The 21,618-nt window shown below is 46.3% G+C and carries 16 protein-coding genes; 6 read left to right on the top strand and 10 right to left on the bottom strand.

From position 1 onward, the window contains the following. Positions 1–5: 5 nt before the first annotated feature. From K0C01_RS09630 to K0C01_RS09605, 5 genes are all read left to right on the top strand, one after another. Entirely contained in the window at positions 6–485 is a 480-nt protein-coding gene (locus K0C01_RS09630; protein WP_221169494.1) for a hypothetical protein, read from the top strand. Positions 486–1,137: 652 nt separating this feature from the next. Then, positions 1,138–2,457: an RNA-guided endonuclease InsQ/TnpB family protein gene (locus tag K0C01_RS09625; RefSeq protein WP_255568267.1), complete on the top strand. Its 1,320-nt coding sequence runs from the start codon at positions 1,138–1,140 to the stop codon at positions 2,455–2,457. A gap of 430 nt (positions 2,458–2,887) precedes the next feature. Then, positions 2,888–3,316, top strand: coding sequence for a dCTP deaminase/dUTPase family protein (locus K0C01_RS09615; protein WP_221169492.1), 429 nt, complete (start codon positions 2,888–2,890; stop codon positions 3,314–3,316). Positions 3,317–3,523: 207 nt separating this feature from the next. Further along, positions 3,524–4,024 (top strand): tRNA (N6-threonylcarbamoyladenosine(37)-N6)-methyltransferase TrmO, encoded by a 501-nt coding sequence (gene tsaA, locus K0C01_RS09610; protein WP_221169491.1) that lies wholly within the window; start codon positions 3,524–3,526, stop codon positions 4,022–4,024. Between the two features lie 296 nt (positions 4,025–4,320). Further along, positions 4,321–5,904: a methyl-accepting chemotaxis protein gene (locus K0C01_RS09605; protein WP_221169490.1), complete on the top strand. Its 1,584-nt coding sequence runs from the start codon at positions 4,321–4,323 to the stop codon at positions 5,902–5,904. Positions 5,905–6,492: 588 nt separating this feature from the next. Here the strand turns inward: K0C01_RS09605 and K0C01_RS09600 are convergent. The 8 genes from K0C01_RS09600 to fdhF form a co-directional block, all read right to left on the bottom strand. Beyond that, on the bottom strand, positions 6,493–7,776 hold the full coding sequence (locus K0C01_RS09600; protein WP_221169489.1) for an L-lactate MFS transporter: 1,284 nt from the start codon (positions 7,774–7,776) through the stop codon (positions 6,493–6,495). A gap of 246 nt (positions 7,777–8,022) precedes the next feature. After that, positions 8,023–9,654, bottom strand: a complete 1,632-nt coding sequence (locus K0C01_RS09595) for an ABC transporter ATP-binding protein (protein WP_221169488.1) — start codon at positions 9,652–9,654, stop codon at positions 8,023–8,025. Beyond that, positions 9,647–10,858: an ABC transporter ATP-binding protein gene (locus K0C01_RS09590; protein WP_221169487.1), complete on the bottom strand. Its 1,212-nt coding sequence runs from the start codon at positions 10,856–10,858 to the stop codon at positions 9,647–9,649. Before K0C01_RS09590 ends, K0C01_RS09595 begins: the two co-directional genes overlap by 8 nt. Position 10,859: 1 nt before the next feature. Then, a complete protein-coding gene (locus K0C01_RS09585; protein ID WP_221169486.1) occupies positions 10,860–11,852 on the bottom strand; it encodes an ABC transporter permease in 993 nt (330 codons plus the stop codon). After that, positions 11,849–12,835 carry an ABC transporter permease gene (locus K0C01_RS09580; protein WP_221169485.1) on the bottom strand — a complete coding sequence of 329 codons (987 nt, stop codon included), beginning with the start codon at positions 12,833–12,835 and terminating at the stop codon, positions 11,849–11,851. The genes K0C01_RS09585 and K0C01_RS09580 overlap by 4 nt, the downstream gene beginning before the upstream one ends. Before the next feature lie 79 nt (positions 12,836–12,914). Then, a complete protein-coding gene (locus tag K0C01_RS09575) occupies positions 12,915–14,477 on the bottom strand; it encodes an ABC transporter substrate-binding protein (protein ID WP_221169484.1) in 1,563 nt (520 codons plus the stop codon). Positions 14,478–14,699: 222 nt separating this feature from the next. Beyond that, a complete protein-coding gene (locus tag K0C01_RS09570; protein WP_221169483.1) occupies positions 14,700–15,185 on the bottom strand; it encodes a DUF309 domain-containing protein in 486 nt (161 codons plus the stop codon). 213 nt (positions 15,186–15,398) lie between these two features. Further along, entirely contained in the window at positions 15,399–17,534 is a 2,136-nt protein-coding gene (fdhF, locus tag K0C01_RS09565; protein ID WP_221169482.1) for a formate dehydrogenase subunit alpha, read from the bottom strand. 160 nt (positions 17,535–17,694) lie between these two features. Here fdhF and K0C01_RS09560 point away from each other — a divergent pair, with 160 nt between their 5' ends. After that, positions 17,695–18,267: a hypothetical protein gene (locus tag K0C01_RS09560; RefSeq protein ID WP_221169481.1), complete on the top strand. Its 573-nt coding sequence runs from the start codon at positions 17,695–17,697 to the stop codon at positions 18,265–18,267. Between the two features lie 116 nt (positions 18,268–18,383). Here the strand turns inward: K0C01_RS09560 and K0C01_RS09555 are convergent, their stop codons facing one another. Both K0C01_RS09555 and K0C01_RS09550 read right to left on the bottom strand, forming a co-directional pair. Next, positions 18,384–19,766, bottom strand: a complete 1,383-nt coding sequence (locus K0C01_RS09555) for an FAD-binding oxidoreductase (protein ID WP_221169480.1) — start codon at positions 19,764–19,766, stop codon at positions 18,384–18,386. A gap of 53 nt (positions 19,767–19,819) precedes the next feature. Beyond that, positions 19,820–21,190, bottom strand: coding sequence for an Nramp family divalent metal transporter (locus tag K0C01_RS09550; RefSeq protein ID WP_221169479.1), 1,371 nt, complete (start codon positions 21,188–21,190; stop codon positions 19,820–19,822). Between the last annotated feature and the right edge of the window lie 428 nt (positions 21,191–21,618).

Below are 21,618 nucleotides of genomic sequence, written 5' to 3'. Positions count from 1 at the left end.
AAGAGATGAGCAGTCCCAATGATCCAGGACAAACAGGAGTAATCGCCGGTCGTGTTGTTGGTTTATTGACTGCATTACTGGTGGTTGGAAGTTTATTATCTGCACCGGACGAGTCCGTCAGTTGGGTTGAGACCGTTGTACATGGTGTTAGTGTTAATTTGCCTGGATCAGCGACGCTGTATTTTTACGCGTACATCGTACTTGCTGCAATTGGACAGTATGTGTTCAGCTATGTGACTGGATCGTTGGTGGGCGTGCTTTACAGTTGGCTAGAGCGAAAACCAATCGTTATTGTTACTGTTGCTATTCTATTTATCGGCTTCATCAATGGATTTGCGTTGCGCTTTGATGCCCAGACCACTCCTATCGGAATTGCATATATTCTGTCTTGGTGTTGTTTTATTCCCGTTTTCTACTATTACATAGAAACCACTGAATCACAGTGGGGAAAAACGCGTCGGCTTGATCAAAGATTCAAGGATTGACGCAGTTTTGGATTCAGATGCTAATCCGTATTAATCGCCTTTGACCTCCTCCTACGACTTCAGTCGGGGGATTCCCACGTTGGAGTTTCAGGGTTGCAGTCCAATCGGCATGACCGGACCTGACGGGGCCAAACCGCCCTCTCTGATCCCAGCATGGGATTGAGTGGTGTCGTGTTTACTCGAAGTTCACGACCAGCGGCCTAAAGGGGATGCCTTCAGACGCAGCTTGGCCGGCATTTCAATATTATCCATTTACTCGAGGACTGAGTCGTCTCGATACAGTTACATCTATGTTTCGATTGGATAGAAAACAGTAGGACAACAAACCGTAGACAGATGCCCAGTTGTCGGCTTCATCCACACCCGTAAACGCGAGACTTTGCCTTGTTACCGGTGTAAATCTAAGATTCAGTCAATACATCTGACAGGGTAGAACGCAGTGTGAAGTATCTCAGGGTCAAGTCGGTCGAGAATATTTGATTTTTGGCGATCTCGAGGCACTCTGCCTGCTATCTCTGTAGATTTTTTAACTTTTACAGGCTAAGTCCCCGTCCTCAAGGAGCGACCGAAGGGAGCGAGTAGGGCGGGGACACAGCCGTACACTCCGTGATTTTCCGAACGTTCAAGTGACAGCCAACCCAATAAGTCGGTAGTGGTTGAGGAGGCGTTCAAGTACGCTGCAACGCCGGAAGACGCTGAGACAGCGACTGCTGCATGGGCCGATATTCAGACGTGTCGAGAAGTATACAATCACGCGCTCACACAAGAATATCGGCCACGTCCAGACTACAACAAACCATCCTATACAGAACTGCAGAACAACCTCACCGGCCCCAATAGATGGAAACAACGCTGGCCAGAGTGGCAAAGCGTGTATTCCAAGTGCCTGCAAATGGCGATCCGGCGCATCAAGCAAAGCGAAAGCGTCCTTGAATCACTCCAAGATCGGGGGTACGACGTTGGGCGGTTGAAATGGAAACCACCACGAGAGTTCCGCAGTATCGTGTACAACCAGTCTGGTTTCGACGTGGATCATAACACGGATCGGGCTGAGCATGCGATCGTGAACTTCTCCAACATCGGTGACTTTCATCTCACCTACCACCGCCCACTCCCCGACGACGGCGAGATTACACAAATCATCCTGAAAAAAGAAAAAACCGGTGACTGGTCCGTCAGCATTGTCGTTGATTACGACCCGGAATACCCGGACAAACCACCTGTCGAGAAGATTGACCCGGCAGATACAGTTGGGATTGATCTCGGCATCACGACGTTTATCCACGACTCGGACGGTCGGTCGTTCGAATCACTTGACGAACAGCGTGCCCGTGCCCGAATCGAACGCCGACACCGCAATCTCTCCCGGAAAACATACGACTCGAACAACTGGGAGAAAGCCCGGCAGAAACTCGCTCAAGCATACAACCGATTGCAGAACCGTCGTGAAGACTACCGGGAGAAACTCGCCAATGAATACACCACTCGGTACGACGCAGTGTTTCTCGAAGACATGGACGTGAAAGCGATGACAGAAAATGGTGGGAACAGTCGGAACATTGCATCGATGTCGTGGCGGGAAACGATTCAAGCGTTCAAACGTCACGGGAAGAAAAACGGGTGTCACGTGATTGAAGTGCCGCCAGAAGGCACGACGAAACGCTGTTCACAATGTGGGTGTGAGACAGACAAACCGTTATGGGTACGTGAGCATTCCTGCCCGGCGTGTGGGTTCGAAGCTGACAGGGACTACAATGCCGCGCTCGAAATCAAGCGTCTGGGGCTGGAGCAACTTGGAGTGGAAGCACAGACGATGACAGTAGGTCAGGGCATGGCCGAATCAACGCCTGCAGAGACTGCGCTCCCTGGGGAGACTGAGGAACCATCCGATGATGTGTCTCCAAAGCGCGTCGTTGAACCAGGAAGCCCCTGCCTCAAGGAGCCGCCAACGGCGGCGAGTAGGCAGGGGTAGTTCACTCCTTGTAACAGACGCTTCCTATAGGTGGAGGCGTGCCACGAAAATTGCATATAAAAAGAGAGCAATTAGATCAGTGAGAGCTGTGGATGTGGTTCCGGAGTGAGTCTGTGTCATCAAATTGCTCGTTACAAACACCACAGGTGTTATGATGAAGTGGGAGGTGTTGGGTCAATCCAGCTGCTGTTTTGAACTCGGTTTCGCATGTGGTACAGGTATGTGCCATTGTGTTAATAAATATAGGCGTCTTACTTAAAAAGTGTTGCTAACAATTTAATTATGTTTTTATTAAATATCTATCGAACTTGCTGGTCAATTTACTAAGTGAAAGCAGAGGCAGCCAAATCAATAACAGATCAAACCCGGTCCAATATGACTTATTCGCATATTCAATAGATATATGCTATCGTGGTAAAGAATGACATTTATGACAGACATTACAGACCACTTTACAGGGACCATACATGAACGCACACAGATCAATAATGGGCATCTTGACTTAACAGTGGCAGAGATATACGAGATTGCAGAGCCTGGTAAAGTTGACTTTGGAGGGGGAGAGCTTGAGTCGGCCGGGATTCAGACAGTTGGAACAAAAAAGAAGAACAAAGATGATGACTATGGCTGGTACTCTCTAGAAGGAGGACAGTACCTCCTAGAGTATAATGAAGAGCTTATTTCTGATGCAACAGTGACAACCCAACCACGAACTGAGTTGATTACTCGTGGAGCATTTCATCCAACAATGGAGATGGACGCACTGTCTTTGGTACCACTGTCAACCGGAGGGGCCGGGATCGATATAAAGGAGAATGCTCGAGTATCAACAGTCATTGATATTAGCCGCGAACCGTAGTTCTTCCCAACGGAGGCTACGATAAGCTGCTTCAACCAATCCCTATATTAGCTCTGGATATTTATAGCTGTGCGAATTGAAAGATTATGGAATCTATATGAGCATCACAAGGCGCAGCAGAAGGGCGGTTAATGTCCATTAGACTAATACCATGATAGTTTTTGATTCGGAGGATATTTTATATTACTAACAGTATATCGGGTATCGATGAACAACGACACTATCGCGTACAAGCGAATTGGAACAATCCACACACCATTTCAGACACCAGAAGATATGCCGATCCAGCCAGTCGGTAACGAAACAGCATCCGGAGAAGTTAGACTAGATAATGAATACACACAGGGAGTTACCGCGTTATCAGGATTCACACATTGCATCTTACTCTATCATTTCCACCAAGCAAGTACCAACACAGAATTATCAGTAACACCATTCCTCGACTCAACATCGAAGGGAGTCTTCGCAACGCGGGCACCACAACGTCCGAATCGCATTGGAATGTCCGTCGTCAAGATAGAGGAGATTGTTGGGAGCACAATACAGGTCACTAATATTGACGTGCTTGATGAAACACCGTTGTTGGATATCAAACCATATGTTCCTGATTTTGATTGTCCGAGCAGTGTGACAGCTGGATGGCTTGAAGAAAAAGGGAGGCAAGCAGAGACAACTCAGTCAGATGAACGGTTCACAGAGCCAGAATAGCGATGGCTGCAGATGCGATTAATGTTGCAATTTTGCGAAGGTTGCTATTTTATGATAACTCCATGACTGTTTGCTCATGGGTCAGCTTCGCACGAAAGAGACTGGGTTCTACAGATCCTGCTGTCAGGCTTCACAGCAACATCGCTCACAATCATCACCGTAGACGTGTCTCAATGTTGTTGCAAATCGCTGCACTCTGATAGAAATAGCATAAATAATTAAGTAGATTGGCGCGGTTATATCGAAATACAGATTCGGTCCTCCCATCACTCAGTTATCAGCATGAGTAAGAATCTATGTTTGACAAGTTACTTGCCCTCCTTCATTCAACATCAAATAGCACAGAGACTCTCCACCAAGTTACTGATGGTGGAGTAGTACAATCAACAAAAACAGCTGAAAGCGAACATGATGCATCAGCAGACAGCAAATCAGATGATGGGCTATTAGATAGTAGCACTCATCAGTTACTTGATGGACTTCACCAACCAACATTCGTTCTTGACTCTACTGGGGATATTATTGGCTGGAACAAGGCAATTGCTGAATTAACTGGAGCTGGTCAGGATGAAGCTCTCGGGCACAATGTCGCAAGCGAGATGTTCTATCCAGATGGACGTAGAGCAAAAACACTCGCTGATAAGGTACTTAAAAATCCAAAAGATGCACACGAGGAGTATGATGTGGAGTTGGTCGATGCAGAACAAGGTCAAGTAGCAGATACAAGTACAATGATTGACCAACACGGCAATCAGAAGCATATTAAATTTGCCGCAACACCACAGTATCGAAACGGAGAGCTGGTCGGCGTAATCGAGACAGTTGTCGATCAAACCGCAGAAGTTCAGCGCCGCCAAGCTGTGGAAAGCCTTGTAAAGGAGATAACAACGACGTTAGATGCTGTTCGAAACGGAAAATTAGACGCCCGAGCAGATTCTGGATCTATCGATACGGATGCTATCGATGATGGATTGCTGGCTGTTGTTGAAGAGCTAAATGAGTTTATTGATGAGTTTCAGAAGCTCAGTAGTGAGGTAGAGACAGCAGCAAATGAACTTGCCGCAACAATTGATCAAGTTAACGGAAATATGCATAAAATAACCAGTCATGTTGAGTCGCAGGATCAAATGCTTGACGACACGGTCGCAGAAATGGAATCATTCTCTGCACGAATGGAAGAAGTAGCTGCGACAGCGAAGGAAGTCGATGCGGCTGCTTCTGAATCTCAAGGTCTTGCAGAGGAAGGGGTTTCAAAAAGCGATGCGGCAAAGACAGCAACCAATAAAGTAACACAGGTCGCAGACAAGCTTGTTGACGATATCGAACAACTAGAGGAACAGATCAATGATATTGATGAAATCATTGAAGTGATTGACGATGTCGCAGACCAGACAAACCTGCTGGCTCTAAATGCAAACATCGAGGCTGCTAGAGCTGAAACAAATGGTGACAGTTTTGGCGTTGTTGCCGATGAAATAAAAACACTTGCTGATCAAACACAGCAGCATACAGACGAGATTACGAAGACGATCACAGCACTTAGAGAGCGTACGAAACAGACTGTAGAGACAGTTCAGATATCACAACAACAAATCGGCAACGCAAGTAGCCAGATTACAGAGATGCTTGAAGCATTCGAAAAGATTGCAGATGCTGTCGAGGAAGCCGCTGAGGGGATTAACGAAGTATCTCGAGCGAATGACGAGCAGGCATCAAGTATTGAGGAGGTCACCGCAACACTTGAAAATATCAAAGACCATTCGACAGAAGCAAGATCGCAAGTCAAAGAGGTCGAAGAAGCTACTGATGAACAAACTCGCAACATACAGCAACTACAGAATAGAATTGAGGGACTCAGGAACGGAAGTCAAATCAAGTGACTAAGTCCGCTTAATCGGTTTTCACAGAATAACTAAGGCGGATGCCCCGAGGTTCGGGCTCAAGGGAAGAAGCTGGCACTTGAAAATACAGTCACGTAATGCAACAATCTGTCTCCCGGATTAGGATATACATATTTATCGAGTGGTGAGTCTTGGCGACCATGAACTCACCCCGGGAATTAAGCCTCGGGGTAGTCTTCTCGACCGCCTGTACACCCCTCATGAGCGAACGTCTCGTGATAGGTGGATTGCCAGTCAACTAGCTCTTAACTCAGAGACAGCGAACGTGACTGGTCACCCCAGACCTTCCGCGGAAACGGGTGAATCAGGAGTTCACTGACAAGCTCTGGGTTTAACCCCGAAGCAGTTGACGACTAAACGTTGCGGCTTTTCTTCAAAATGCTGTAATCGGTGGTAAACAGGAGAAACAATTCGTACGGGTAAACAACCTCGTGCGCGGTGTTGACGCAGATCGGATATCTGCGAAAGCCGAAAACCGCAGGTTTTCGCAAGGGGGAACTCGCGCTGCTTTTCGTTTAGACGGTAAGAGAGTGTCAACGGCTCAGATAATTTGTATCGCACTGTGAATTAAGATTCTGCAGCCGGCGTTTGTACGGTATCAGCGTCTCTCACATTATTAATCCGTAATCGAAGCACTGTGATAGCGATAAGCCCAACAAACATTCCGCCAGCGATTACGTACATTCCCCCAGCGAAGCTTCCAGTTGTGTCACGGAAATACGCAATCATCTGTGGTGATGCAAGGCCTGCTAATGCCCACGCAGTTAGCAGATATCCATGGATCACAGCAAGTGACCGTGTGCCAAAAAGGTCGCCAATGTAGGCGGGGAGACAGGCAAATCCACCACCCATGAAGCTCACGACAAGACATAGCATAGCTGCAAAGAGATATACGTTCGTCACGCTTGGCATCAACAAGAAAATCAGAATTTGCGCAGCAAAGAACAACGTGAACATATTGGTTCGCCCTGTGTAGTCAGATAGTGCTGACCACCCGATTCGTCCACCGGCGTTAAAGAATCCAATGACGCCCACAACTCCAGCGGCAACGGCAGCCGTTACACCAGTAATCTCTTGTGTCATGTTCGACGCCTGGGAAAGAACCATCAATCCTGCAGCGATGTTCAGAAACATAACGACCCATAACAGGTAGAATCTAGGAGTTCGGAGTGCTTCTCGACCGGTCAACTGTGCTAGATCACTTGCTGTTGCTCCAGCGGGGCCGTGTTCGCCTTCAGTCTCGACGTCTTGATCAAATCCTTCGGGAGTCCATCCTTCTGGGGGTTTAGCAAGATAGCTGGCACCAGCCGTGATTGCTATGAAATAGAATACGCCAAGTGTATAGAACGTTTGTGACACTGAAATAATGCTCATTAGATGCTCTGCAACCGGTGCCGTAATTAATGCACCACCGCCAAATCCAAACACCGCTAATCCCGTCGCTAATCCCCGCTTATCCGGGAACCATGAGACGAGTGTCGAGACAGGTGCAATATATCCAATTCCAAGACCAACGCCACCAAGAACGCCGAACATAAAGAGGAATATTGGCAGAGATCCGAGCTCTACACCGATTCCTGCACCAACAGTACCAATCCCGAACACGACAGCCGATACATAACCTGACAGCCGAGGGCCATACCGATTGACAAACCAGCCCATACTTGCCGCTGTTATCCCAAGGAAGAACAGTCCCAAGCTAAATGCAAGTGTGACTTGGGAATTTGTCCAGCCATGAAGCTCCTGTAACGGATTCTGATAAACACTGTAAGCATAGATCGATCCGATTGACATATGGATCGCAATTGCAGAAAAAGCGATAATCCATCGGTTTTTCGATGTTGCCGTCATATGACTCAGTTGGCTTCCATCTAAAAATGTCTTTTTGATTATTAAGAACATATCTCTCCAGAAATAATACAGGTATTTATTAGAAAACATATATTAAAAATTATAAAATCAGTTTTTCAAATTGAAACACAGTAGAGCGTAATTCAGCAACGGGGAGAGGCTATCAGTCACAATATCTACTGATATACACATGTAGGTTTGAGTCATATTATCAGCTGTGGTCCGATGAGAAGAAACCCTATATAATCAAGGGAACTGATCTGATGAGATATTTTGTTTCCACTGATCTACCTTTGTGGTCACCTGTTCGGATTGCTCACACCGGTGGCACGCCGCTGGATGTGCCTGATCAGTTAATGTAGGATTGACGTTTTCACAAACGCTTTCATATTCGTCTGCTAGGATCGATTCCGCTTCATCCCAACTTTTTTCGATTAATGCTGAAAATGCAGCGTCGATTGTTGATTCGTGTTGTGGTGGTAGTTTAGACTCAAAGAACCGATCCTTTAATTTATTAGCAAGTGCCTCATCAGAGTCAGTGTCTGCCCTGTCTTTAATTTCAGAGAGGCTAATTGATCGTTCTGTGATACGCTCTCGGACAGTCATGATTTCGCGATAAAGAGTTTGGTCTATATCGGTTGTTTCAGGCGGTATAACAACTGGACAACGGGTTCGAAATCGACATCCACTTGGCGGATCGCGGGGGGATGGAACATCACCTGCGATTACTTCAATATCTCGGTATTGTTCATCTACTGAGGCACGGGGAACACTTTCTAGGAGGGCCTTCGTATAGGGGTGTTTTGGTGATTCAAAAATCTGATCAGTCGGGCCAATTTCAACGATCTCACCAAGATACATAACAGCAACTCGATCACTGATATGACGGATCACAGAAAGGTTGTGACTAATGAGTAAATAGGTAAGCTCAAAATCGTCCTGCAATTCTGCAAGGAGATTTAGGATCTGTGCCTGCACAGATACATCAAGAGCACTAGTGGGTTCATCAAGGACGATAAATGCTGGTTCAAGTGCTAATGCACGTGCGATTCCAATTCGTTGTCGCTGTCCTCCAGAGAATTCATGCGGATATCGATCGAGTTGCTCAATTGCTAATCCGACTCGTTCTAATAGGTTCATAGCTCTGGATTTGCGAACAGCCTCATCGGAGCGGCCAACGGTTACCTTGACGGTAATACCAATCTCGTCTTCAGTAAGTGAAACAGTGAGGTCTTCATCAACTGTAGCAATATAATTGTCTGTCACAGCAACTGATCGTTCCTCGTCGTGCTCTTGTTGTGTTTTTTGTGTGATCGTAACATGTGCTGTCGAAACTCCGTCTTTTGGCTCAACAATTTTATCAATATCATCAGTAACAGTAACCTTCACTCGTTCCAGAGATACTCCATCAGTATGCACCTCAGCATCGGTGCTTATTTCGCTATTTGTCCACGGCCAGTCATGGATTCGAAGGGGCTCAGTAACGATGTCGCCAATCGTCATCCGAGGGTCAAGACTGGAAAATGGATCCTGAAAGAGTATTTGTGCGTTCCGGCGGAATTCTTTTAGGGCCTGTTTGTCGAAATTGTATATATTCCGATCCTTGTCTGGGGAAATCTGATCAAGGTCACCATTATATTTGACAGCTCCGCCAGTAGGATCAAGCAATCGAAGCAATGTCTTACCTGTTGTTGATTTCCCACATCCTGACTCTCCGACAAGCCCGAGCGTTTCTCCAGATTGGATACTGAATGAGACGTTATCAACGGCCTGGACCGCCGTTGGAGTCCCTCCGAGAAGTCGGTCCAAGAGTGAATCGTTTTCCCAAAAATATTTTTCCAGCCCCTCAACTTCAATGAGCGGAGTATTGTCAGTCATGATTAATTACCTCCTGTTGAGAATCGGCTTTTCTAATCTTTCCATTACTAATATCGACCGCCTGTGCGGGGTCATAATCACCCTGTGCTAATACACAACGGGCCGTATGATCACTGTCTTTATCAACTATGTGTTCAGAGACAGATGACAAGCATTTCTCCATTGCTTTAGGACATCGATCAGCAAAGTAGCAACGGTCTGGCATTTCAGCATCGATGAGACTTGGTACGTTACCAGGAATTGGCTGTAACTGCTGTGTTGTGTCCTCCAAGTCTGGAACAGAACCAAGCAGCCCATTAGTGTAGGGGTGTACACTTTCTTCGAAAATCTCTCGTAGTGTTCCTCGTTCAGCAAACTGTCCGGCATACATAACGCCAACACGATCACACATGCGTGCGATCACTCCAAGGTTATGTGTAATTAGAAGTATTGTCATACCGGTCTCCTCTTGCAATTCTCGAAGAATATTGAGAACTTGTGCTTGAATGGTCACATCAAGTGCGGTCGTGGGTTCATCTGCAATAAGGAGGTCTGGATCGCCAGCGATTGCCTGAGCAATCATCGCTCGCTGTAGCATCCCACCAGAGTATTCGTGGGGATATTCTTGGGCTCGCTCGGCTGGATCAGGGATACCGACTTTATCAAGTAATTCAATCGCTCTTTCTTTACTTTCAGAGGAAACATATCGTCTGGATGGGACCACAGTTGAACTAAGATACGAAAGTAATGAATAATCGTCTGTTCGAGCTCGTGTAGTGCGAGGATTCGCACTCGCTCGACGCTGAACTTCGACAGCTTCCGCAATTTGCTCACCAACAGTAAGGCTCGGATTAAAGCTACTTTCAGGATCTTGGAAGATCATGCTAAATTTGGTTCCGCGGAATGAGTTTCGGAGTTCAGTTGGTAGTGCCCGGAGATTGACAAAGTCACCATCTATCGCATCTGGATGCTTATCTCCAATAGTACTAACAATATCTGGATCTCGATACCAGACTTCTCCTTCTGTGATTCGGCCCGGGGATTCGATTAATCCCATTACAGATCGGGCAGTCACACTCTTTCCACTTCCAGATTCGCCGACAATACCAAACACTTCACCTTCTTGGATATCAACTGAGAGATTAGATACAGCATTTATTTGTCCATCATCTGTGAAATACCGGGTTGAAAGATTGCGTACTCGCAGAATATCTTGTGCACTCATTTTAGAACCCTCCTTGGCCCTCAATGTTTGGATCCAATGCATCGCGCAGCCAGTCTCCGAGAAGGTTAACGCTAATTACGGCAAGCGAAATACCAACACCAGGGACCGTTGCAATCCACCATTCAGTACGGAGGAATCCCTGACCCTGCTGAATATCATACCCCCACGAAAGCGTTGTGCCCGAAAATCCAAGAAAAGACAAAGAACTTTCGAGGATTATAACCGCCGCGACTTGGATTGTTGCAAGGACAATTATTGGCGTCAGGCTATTTGGGAGCACATGTTGCCGAATAATTGTCCAATGGCTTGCTCCCATGCTTCGGGCTGCTGCTACATATTCCTGAGATTTGACTGAGAGCGCCTCTCCGCGAGCCACTCGAGCAAACCAGACCCAATTAACTAAAGCCACAACAATCGTAACTGTGCCTGGAAGCACAAACGTCTCGGGCATCCCATCAGCCAGACCAGCCATGACAAATGGATCCGGTATAGCAACCTCTTGTTGACCAAAGAGACCTATCAATGCAATCGCCAAAACAAGTGACGGGAAGGCGAGCATGATGTCTGCCATTCGCATCAGTGAGTCATCGATGCGTCCCCCAAAGTATCCAGAAACTAGTCCGTATGGAACCCCAATTGCGACTGCTAATCCCGTTCCGATCAGTCCAACAAGCAACGACGTGCGGGCTCCGTACAGCCCTCTGGAGAAGACGTCTTGTCCTAAGTGATTGGTGCCGAGAAGGTGATCTGAAGATGCTTCAACGGTGTATTCTTCATCACCTCCAAGGACCGTATCAGTATATGTAACACCCCATGGTGGGTACGAGTCAGACTCCTCGGTATAATATCCAGTCGCTGTCGGGTCGTGCGTTGCCAGCATGGGTGCAAAAATAGCAATGAATATAATCAAAATCGCGAGTATTAATCCTACTTTGGCAAGTAGACTTTTACTAAATTCACGCCTGAGACTTGATTTAATCCGTTCAGAGATCATTGTTCACTCACCTGTGGGTTAAGATACCTGTAAAGAAGATCAACAGCCGCATTGATAATCACGAAGCTTACACCGATTACAACAAGGATGCCTTGTATTTGTGGCCAGTCGTTGGCATTAATAGCACTAATTAATTGATCACCGAGTCCCGGCCAGTCGAAGATAGCCTCAGTAATAACTGCTCCACCAATCAATGTTCCGAGTTGAAGACCAAGTACGGTCAAAATCGGGATCATCGTATTTCGCAAAACATGTTTATACCGGATCAGCACACCTGGAAGACCCTTTGCTTCAGTTGCAGTGACATATGGTTGGCCAAGTTCTTCAAGCATTCCACTCCGAGTAAGTCGCGTAATAAGCGCAGTAAAGTACGTTCCAAGCGTGATTGCAGGTAAGATGATGTAGTTTGTCCACTGGATTATTGGAACAATATCCCCCGACGTGAGCGAAACAATTGACTCCCAGAGTCCGACTGGGCGACCACTAGTCGGAAAGATACCAAGCTGAACAGCAAAGATCATAATGAGCATAACGCCCAACCAGAAATTCGGTGTGCTAATACCTAATAATGAGAATGTTGTCGCAGCGTAATCGGCAGGCTGCTGGCGGCGGGTCGCAGCGATTACACCTAACGGAATGGCAATAACTAGGGCAACAATTGTCGCTGCAATGGCAAGTTCAATTGTTGCTGGAAGTCGTTCGATAATAATTGCTGCTACATCACGTCGTTCTTGAAATGAGTAGCCAAGATCACCGGTGACTAGCTGAAGAAGATAATCAATATACTGTTCATGTAATGGCTCATTAAGTCCGAAGTCTTCCCGTATCTGTTCTCTAGTGTCGGGAGAAGTTCCAGGATCAACGATCAGATCGATAGGATCTCCCGGAGTCACAACACGGAGTAAAAATGTGATTGTGACAACTCCCCAGACAACCAGCAGACCTTGTAAACTTCGACGAACCAAGAATTTTATCAGGCGCATGCGTGGAGGCTATAATGTATATAGTGGGTGGAAGTATGAAGCTTCCAAACGTTGACAGCAGATAAATTCAATTCCTGACTTATTCTTCCATCGTTTCAGGATTTATCCGTTCATCAGAACGAGGGGACCAGTCAATATCTTCATGTACGCCATAGATGCTTTCTTGTCGGTGGAGGAATACCCACGGGGCTTCGTCATGAATATACTCGTTAATCTCTTGAAGTTCTTCTTCGCGCTCATCTGTGTCTTCAATCGTCTGACTATCAATAATCCGCTGTTCCAGCTCCGAATCTTCAAACGCGTATGAAGATTGTCCTTCAACAAACCATGGTTCAAGACCATAGTTAGCATCATGAGTTGGGTTCCCCCATCCAATGAGATAAATATCAGGAGAAGTTTCAAGATCGCCGTCAAGAATTTCCTCAACCAATTCTCCAAAGTCCCTGACCTCATGCTCGCAGCTTACGTTGTCAAGCTCATCAATCTGTGAAGCAACGTATTCTGCAGTGTTTACATCGTTAATATATCGACCGTTCGGGACATGGATTACTAATTCTTCATCTGTATAACCGCTCTGTTCAATTAGATCATCTGCGAGATCCTGATCCTGTTCATACGGATCAAGCTCTGGATTGTGGCCAAAGATTCCTTCAGGAATAGGCTGTGACATCGGCTCTCCGTATCCATCGAAAATTGAATTGAGGACTTCTTCATTGTCAATCGCATAGTTCATCGCCTGTCTGAAGTCTTTACTGTCGAATGGACCATCATCGTTTGGCATTGCAAGGAAGATATTTCTGTAACTTGTGATAGTCTCCGTCCGAAGGTCATCTTCGCCTTCAACATCATCAATGTCTTCTGGAGGAAGATTAGTCACAAACTCAGTTTCATCAGCGAGAAGTCGATCCCGACGAGTTGTATCTTCATCAACTGCCTCAAGTCTAATTTCTTCAACATCTGGTGTTTCACCCCAATAATCATCAAACACAGTAAATTCGTAGTAGTCTCCCTGTGAGAAGTCCTCTAGTTGATATGGCCCTGTTCCGTTCATATCACCGGAAACAGTACCATCTTCATCGTCGGCATTGTCTGCTGTCCACTCCTCGTTCATAGCACGCCCGAAAACTGCAATTCCCATCATTGCAAGGTCGGGGTTTGATTCGTGTGAGACTTCAATTGTCGTGTCATTGACAGCCTCCGCTTCCGTAATACCAATCATCCCGTCATCCTGCGGACTGACAACGCCCACATCGTCATCAACTTGGCGGTTTATTGTATATGCGACATCAGATGCTGTGAGATCATCGCCGTTATGAAATTGTACATCATCTCGAATTGTTAGCTCAATTGTATCTGAGTCAGTCACCCAATCGGTAATGACGTGTTCCTCAATGTTTCCTTCCTCATCAACTTGGAGCAAGGGTTCATATACAGGGTCAAGAGAATTGTAATCGGACGTTGCGTTATGATCGTTAGGATCAGGTGTTGACGCAACTTCGCTCATAGTTATCGTGACTTGGTCATCATCAATACCAAGCAAATCTAAACATCCGGCTGTTGTTGTTGCGCCTACTGACACACCTGCAATGCCGGCTGCCTTCAACATTGTCCGGCGATCAGCAGAAATGCTATCTTTTGTCATGAAAGCAATGGATAAACAGTTGTTCAGCCTTTTAGGAATGTCGAAACGATTGTAAACAAGTAGTTAAATAATCATATATTGCGCATATCTCAGATCTCATTCCAGCAATTTCCTAAGTTGCGCCGTGCTAATGGGAAATGGTTATAAATCGACCTGATTCCAAAATATAATGCAATGAAACGGTTATGATGAAATATTGAGCGATTTAGCATGATCACTTGGCTAGTCAAACTGTTCTGCATATATGTAGTCAACTTCTGATGCTGTCGGATTACGTTGATCTAGTGTTATCAGCCAGTTATTCAGTAGACTTGGGTCAGAAAGTGCCTGTTGAAGTGCACGTTTCACATTAGCAACGTCAACACCGTAATACCGGTCTGGCACGTCGTGCAAGTATTGCAGTGCTGTCTGAAACAGCGACCGCATCCCATCATCATTCTCGAAATCAAAGTGTTTGTACGCACCGGCCGCGACTTGAACCATGCCGTGTAAGAATGCACTCTCGGTTGTACCGGATCCATAGTTGAACCACTCATACTCAAAGCAATCGTGGGACTCATGATATTCACTAACATTATATAACCTTATGCCATGAACTGTTGCCTTCCGAAGCGTTGGGTGTTCCCACTGCTGTTCAGCCGTGTTCCAGCCGGAGGTTTGGGGATTGGATGGAGGAGAAACATCAGCACGGTTAGTATGCTCTGACATGGATATTAGACTCAAACAGACGTTAGCTTACAATAAAAAGTACTTGTCGCCGGGAGTCTATACAAGTCAACTGCCTCGGGGGCAATCACCGTGGCATCCGCCTTGAAATTTCTGTGAACTATCTCAATGTCAGAGTTCAACGGGCTCTATCTGTTTTTTCCTGCAGGTTTCATGTACAGTGGTACTGACAGAAGTCTCTTTCAGAAGATGTGCTTAGTCGTCAGCTGTTTCTGTAGAACTGCTGGTATCAATATCAACATCAATCTCAGCAGCAGCAGCCTTGTACTCGGGTATTTTAGCCCGGTCATCGAGTATATCATTTGTAAGCCGATTAGCAGAGGAAGCAGCAAAGTGTGGGGTTGTCCAAATAACTCCTTCCTTGATCGCATCTGTTACTTGAGCCGTGACTTCAATGGATCCACGTCGGGAGCGCAGTTGGACTGTTTGACCGTTTTCAATCCCATATCTTTCTGCGTCCTTAGGATGAATATCAACGAAGTTTTCAGGATGTTGTCGGTTCAGTGTTGGTGACCGGCGACTCATTGTTCCCGTGTTGTAATGTTCTTCAAGGCGCGCGGTTGTCAGAATAAGCGGATATTCTTTATCTGGGGTTTCAGCAGGGGGTTGATGGCGGACACCTTCGATGTGTCCTTTGCCATTGTCAGTGTCGAACTCTTTTTTATAGAGATACTGGTCACCTTCGTCACCTGGTTCATAGCAGGGCCACTGCAACCCTTCTTCAGAAAGCGTATCATAGGTCATGCCATGATATATGGGACAGACTTCACGTAACTCCTCAAATACCTCCTCAGGGCCATCAAAATCAAATCCGTCATCAAATAACCGGGTCCCAATCTCGCTGAGTATATCAAGATCATGTTTTGTATTGTCGTATACTTTTTCAACCGGACGCATTAGCTGCACTCGCCGATCAGTATTTGTGACCGTTCCTCCCCGTTCGGCCCACGATGTTGCTGGCAAGACGACATCAGCTAATTCAGCAGTTTCAGTCATAAAGATGTCCTGCACGACCATGAATTCAAGATCCTCGTCAAACCGTTGTCGAGCAGCATTAGAGTCCGGTTCACTCATTAGTGGATTCTCTCCCATCACATAGAGGCCAAAGACAGATTCACCGATTGAGTGTGAAATTTCAACATTGGTCAGACCAGGTTCAGAAGGAATATCGAACCCCCAAACCGACTCGATAGATTCACGAGCCTCATCATCATCCACTTCTTGATAGCCTGGCAGAACGTTTGGCATTGTACCGACATCACATGTTCCCTGCACGTTGTTCTGGCCTCGTAGTGGATTAATTCCTGTACCAGGTCGACCGATATTTCCAGTGATTAGCGCGAGGTTGATTTCATTTTGCACATTATCAACGCCGGATGTGTGCTGGCTCATCCCCATACCAGTAAATATTGCTGCATTACCGGCTTGAGCATATACTTCAGCTGCCTCCTCGATATCCGAAAGATCAACACCACATGTTTCTGCAGCAGCCTCTCTATCAAAGTCTGCAAGTGTGCGTTTCAGGTCTTCAAATCCTTCGGTTCGATCTTCGATGAAGTCTTCGTCAATCCAATTATCTTCTGGATTTTTCTCATGATGCTCTAATATGGTCTTGATGACAGCATTTAGTAGCGCAATATCAGTTCCTGGTTCAACCTGTAAGTGCATATGCCGGTCAGTATCCTCAATTTCAAACGAGCGCGTTGTTTTATTGGCATGTGGATCAACTTGAATTACAGTTGCTCCATCAAGTGCTGCTTGTCGAAAATACTGGCTGTTTGCAATAGGGTGTTGTTCGGCCGGATTAGCACCATGAATCCAAAGTACATCAGCTTCCTCTGCCAAGTCGGCCATGCTATTTGTCATTGCACCAGCGCCCAAACTCCGGCGAAGCGCCCAAACAGTTGAGGCGTGACACATTCGCGTGCAGTTGTCAACCTGATTAGTTCCGTACCGCCGAGCAAGTTTCTGAAGAAGATAGTTTTCTTCGTTCATCGTCTTTGAGGATCCAAAGAATCCCATTCCATCTGGACCGTGCTCCTCGTGAATACGCTCAAGCTCTGAAATGATATACTCGTATGCCCTTTCCCAACTAACTTTCTGGAATCCCCCGTTTTCTTTGATCAGTGGATCAGTCAGTCTATCCTCATGATTAACGACTTCGGTGGCTGCTCCGCCTTTAATGCAGATACGACCACTGTTGACAGGAGCATCGCCCCATGGTCGAAAATGCATTTCACTGGAGTCATCATCAGTGGCCACACCAATTCCACAACCAACACCACAGTACGGACAAATCGTTTTGATTGGGTCATTGTTGTTTTGTGACATCATGTACCACGAATTACACACTGTCAGGCCCCGATACGTATAAATTAATCCCCAATAATCAGGAAGATCTGTCTATATGTGATGTCTGTGCCTTCCAACAAAGCACCGCATGGAAGTGGGTCGCCGAAATGCTTAGGCGATCACAAACAAAGAGCAGGGCATGATTGAATTGTCGACGGAGCAGATTACGGAAGCTGCCGATACTTACGCTGATACCGAGCCACTTGTTGATGTCGAAGAGGAGCATATTCGGATGTTGCCAAAGACACTGAGGGGCCAAGACATTGGGAAAAGAGATGTTGAATGGGTTGTTCAATGGTACTACAGGCGGCATTTAGGACAATATCCAGGGCAGCAACGACAGAAAGCTGAGGAGGCATTTCGGCAAAACGATTTCAACGATGTACTAATTGCGCTTGATGAAACGACACAGCAGACTTCCGTGGTTGACAAGATGCAGTTACTTACCGATCTTTCAGGCGTTGATGTTCCGGTTGCCTCTGCTTTTTTGCAGTTTCTCGATCCAGATGCCTATCTTGTTACTGGCCCCCGAACGTGGGCGGTATTACATGCGGCTGGTGAACTTTCCAAGGGATATCCAAATTCTCCATCAGTTATCGAATACAATCAGTATCTAAAACGAGGGCAGGCAATCGCTTCTCAGTGTGAATGCGATTGCTGGACGGTATACAAAGCACTCTGGCAAATCTGGAAGCAAGAGATTCAGAGCTAATCGATCACCGAAAGATAATGGTCAAGAATTTGAATATCTATCTAATTTCTTAGGATCAATCAATGGAAACAGCACTCGAATTTGGTTCCGCGATCAGCAGCTAGCAATTCCAAGGTTTACTCTGTTGATGGGAGTGACGTGCCAGGATTAAGGATATGGTCGGGGTCAACACTATCTTTTATATCATGCATGAGCCGGATGGTGGCTGTGTCAAATTCTTCTTGTACCATCTCTGTTTTTTCTGCTCCAATTCCATGTTCCCCGGTGGCTGTTCCGCCAATTTCGATGGCAGTGGTAATGATCTGCTTATCAACTTCTGTGCATAGTTGTTGATGCTCAGGATCATTTTCTCGTGCTAATATCGCATAGTGGACATTTCCATCGCCAGCATGTCCAAAGCATGGGATAAGTAGATCATATTGTTCGGCTAATTGCTCAATGGTTCCGATAAAGGGTGCAAATTCACTAATTGGGACGCTGACATCCCCGAGAGCAATCGGAGTTAAGTCGGGATTGTACGGATCCAATGCGTTGGCAATTTCAGACCGGATCTCCCACAGGTCATTCATCCGATCGCCAGACGGAGACAGATCAACTGCCTGTGCGTCATGTTGAACAGCTATCTTCTCAACAGTATCAACCTGTGCATCAACTCCATGGTCAGCATGTAGCTCAATGAACAACATCGGAGCGTCAGGAAGGTCTGCGTCGAGATAATCATTAACCATTGCTGCACAGATTGAATCGACCAGCTCAAGCTTGGCAATGTCAATCCCCGAATGGATCAAGTCAAAGACTGCCTCAGATGCATCACCGCGGGAATTGAAGATAAGCCGGCCCCCATAGATATTCGATGGTCGTGGTGATAGTTCAAGCGTTGCTTCCGTGATGATCCCGAGAGTCCCTTCACTTCCGGTAAAAAGTGAGGTAAGATTATATCCGGAAGAAGACTTCATTGCTTTTGTTCCGGTCTCAATTATTTCCCCATTTGGGAGCACGACTTGCAGACGGAGGACCCGGTCTGCCACTTCATCATACATTACGGTTCGCATCCCACTTGCATCATTTGCTATCATGCCTCCAATTGTTGCTGTATCTCCTGAAGCAGGAAGTGACGGAAAGAACAGCCCCGTTTCTGATAATGCCTCATTCAGATCAGATCCGACAACGCCTGCTTGGACATCCACTTGGAAATCGTTTGTGCGGATATCAACGACTGTGTCAAGTTGTGTGAGATTAAGACTAATACCATGCTCGTTGGGTACAGCATGTCCCTGCGTGCTTGTGCCAGATCCATACGGTGTAACTGGAATAGACTGATCGTGTGCTGCAGATAAGATAGCAGCAACCTCCTCAGTTGAGCGAGGCCAAACAACGACATCGGGACGCACATGATGTTCGTCCGGAGTGCCCCAGTCATGACTATGATCATTCAACGTACTTGGATCGGTGCTAACGCGTTGTGTGCCGACAATCTCAGTCAGAAAATCGTGCTCCATAGTCAGTCTACTTGCTCATTTAGATTCAGGATATAAGAAATTGAGTATGTTCGTTAGGAAAGTAGCCCAACAAGTTCTGGAACAAACCCTAATTCAACTGCAGCACCCATAACACCAAACCCAAGCACCGCAATTAAGCTGAGTGCATAGTAGATAGTCCATGCTCGGGACGGTTGGAATGCGTCTGGAAGGTTCTTTTTGACAATGTAGTAGTTTGCAGGGTAAAATAGGATCTCGGTGACTGCAAGGATCGCTGCAACCGAGACGAGTAATGTGACCGGAATGTTCCCGAGGATGAGAACGGTAAGACTACTCACAACGACAATCAACACGACCATGACCCGACGAATCAGGTCGCTATCGAGATCATCGTTTTCCATAGCCATTGGAATTACATCACCAACAGCACGAGATGCACCATCAAGCAGCGTGATTACTGTTGAATACAACGCAGCAAATGCCCCAAGCATCATTGCCCAGAAAGACCATTCACCAAACGATTCGGAAAGAATTTCACCAACTGCAATAGCGAAGTTTTCATCGCCCGGTGGATCAGGATACAGCACGTTTGTCGCTAACAGAACCATGGCGATGACAACAACAAAACTCAGAAGATAGCCGATATTAAAGTCTCGTCGTCCGGTCTGTATCCACTCTTTGATATAATCATGATATTGGTCATCGTGAGGGTCAAGCCCATGTTTTTTGAGTTGGCTTGCTCCTTCGCCCTTTGCCATACTCCAACTACCGATTAGCACGCTCGTACTAAATCCAGTTGGAGCAAATCCAGCAACGGCAGCAAAGAGCGCAACAAACGCAATCGTTCGCTCGCCGCCGAGGTTGAGAGAGAATACGGTTTCAGCAGCAACATCTGTGGATGGTGGACCAGCAAAAACGCCGAGAATCAATAATGCACCAAGTGCTGCGGTAAAACCAATTAGGATTTTCTCTAATAAACTGTACTTTGCAAAGAAGACCAGTATACCTGCACCGCCGACAAACACGACGAATGCGACAGGAACTGAAAGAGGTGTAATTGCTGCTGCCAAGGCGGCGGTGCTCATGCCAACAGAGGCAGTGATTCCAACGTACAGTACCCCGAATACAATGACAGTAAACCATTGCATCCAGTTTTTCGGCCCGGGGAGTTGGTCATACGCTTCAACAGGATTTTCCCCCGCTCCGTAATTATAACGTATTCCCAGCTCCCAGGCACCGTACTTCGCAACATAGACAAACGCAAAAACCCAGACAGCAAATAAACCAAACGTAGCAGCCATTTCCGGCCCTAATACAATATGACTGCCTCCAATGCTGATCAGTGCCCACATCATTGAAGGACCAAAGTGATGTTTAAAGAAACCTTTCCAATCGGAGGCTGGGTAGTCAAGCGTAATATCAGTAGTTGATTTTTCACTACTCATGAAACACCGACACCCCCGTATAGTCTGAGAGAACCGTCAGTGGATTCGAACAATTGTGTACTCATCTATCGTATTCCACTGTGCAACAGTTATAGATTAAATACTTATATTAATCGAATTTCACTCAAAAATAACCATATGTAGACAGTAAAATATTATGTTTGTTCAACATGATCGAATAGTAATAATAAGTGGCAGATTTGTTGTCCTATACTCAAGTGATTTTAAATGATTGCTAATTCCTAATATCAATAACGGACGGTTACGATGGTTTGGTGAGCTACCTACCCTGCTCGCGCTGATCCGTACTTTTCGGACGGGAGTTCTTTGTTCCACAACGCGCTTCTTCATGGCTGGTCGGTTGTTGCCGGCCATCCGCGCGAGGAGCGCAGTCTCCACAGACATGGATTCAGAGCGACCCACTCCTA

It is taken from the genome of Salinarchaeum sp. IM2453, from assembly GCF_019693215.1.
In the GTDB taxonomy this organism is placed as follows: Archaea; Halobacteriota; Halobacteria; order Halobacteriales; family Salinarchaeaceae; genus IM2453.
Note: the sequence above shows the minus strand (reverse complement) of the source record. Positions and strands in the feature narration are given on the sequence as shown.

Excerpts from the sequence above, each read along its gene's own strand:
- K0C01_RS09595 (WP_221169488.1), bottom strand. The coding sequence starts at position 9,654 with ATGACTGACAATACTCCGCTCATTGAAGTTGAGGGGCTGGAAAAATAT.
- K0C01_RS09575 (WP_221169484.1), bottom strand. The coding sequence starts at position 14,477 with ATGACAAAAGATAGCATTTCTGCTGATCGCCGGACAATGTTGAAGGCA.
- K0C01_RS09560 (WP_221169481.1), top strand. The coding sequence starts at position 17,695 with ATGATTGAATTGTCGACGGAGCAGATTACGGAAGCTGCCGATACTTAC.
- K0C01_RS09590 (WP_221169487.1), bottom strand. The coding sequence starts at position 10,858 with ATGAGTGCACAAGATATTCTGCGAGTACGCAATCTTTCAACCCGGTAT.
- K0C01_RS09570 (WP_221169483.1), bottom strand. The coding sequence starts at position 15,185 with ATGTCAGAGCATACTAACCGTGCTGATGTTTCTCCTCCATCCAATCCC.
- K0C01_RS09630 (WP_221169494.1), top strand. The coding sequence starts at position 6 with ATGAGCAGTCCCAATGATCCAGGACAAACAGGAGTAATCGCCGGTCGT.
- tsaA (WP_221169491.1), top strand. The coding sequence starts at position 3,524 with ATGAACAACGACACTATCGCGTACAAGCGAATTGGAACAATCCACACA.
- K0C01_RS09605 (WP_221169490.1), top strand. The coding sequence starts at position 4,321 with ATGTTTGACAAGTTACTTGCCCTCCTTCATTCAACATCAAATAGCACA.
- K0C01_RS09615 (WP_221169492.1), top strand. The coding sequence starts at position 2,888 with ATGACAGACATTACAGACCACTTTACAGGGACCATACATGAACGCACA.
- K0C01_RS09585 (WP_221169486.1), bottom strand. The coding sequence starts at position 11,852 with ATGATCTCTGAACGGATTAAATCAAGTCTCAGGCGTGAATTTAGTAAA.
- K0C01_RS09555 (WP_221169480.1), bottom strand. The coding sequence starts at position 19,766 with ATGGAGCACGATTTTCTGACTGAGATTGTCGGCACACAACGCGTTAGC.
- K0C01_RS09550 (WP_221169479.1), bottom strand. The coding sequence starts at position 21,190 with ATGAGTAGTGAAAAATCAACTACTGATATTACGCTTGACTACCCAGCC.
- K0C01_RS09580 (WP_221169485.1), bottom strand. The coding sequence starts at position 12,835 with ATGCGCCTGATAAAATTCTTGGTTCGTCGAAGTTTACAAGGTCTGCTG.
- K0C01_RS09600 (WP_221169489.1), bottom strand. The coding sequence starts at position 7,776 with ATGACGGCAACATCGAAAAACCGATGGATTATCGCTTTTTCTGCAATT.
- fdhF (WP_221169482.1), bottom strand. The coding sequence starts at position 17,534 with ATGTCACAAAACAACAATGACCCAATCAAAACGATTTGTCCGTACTGT.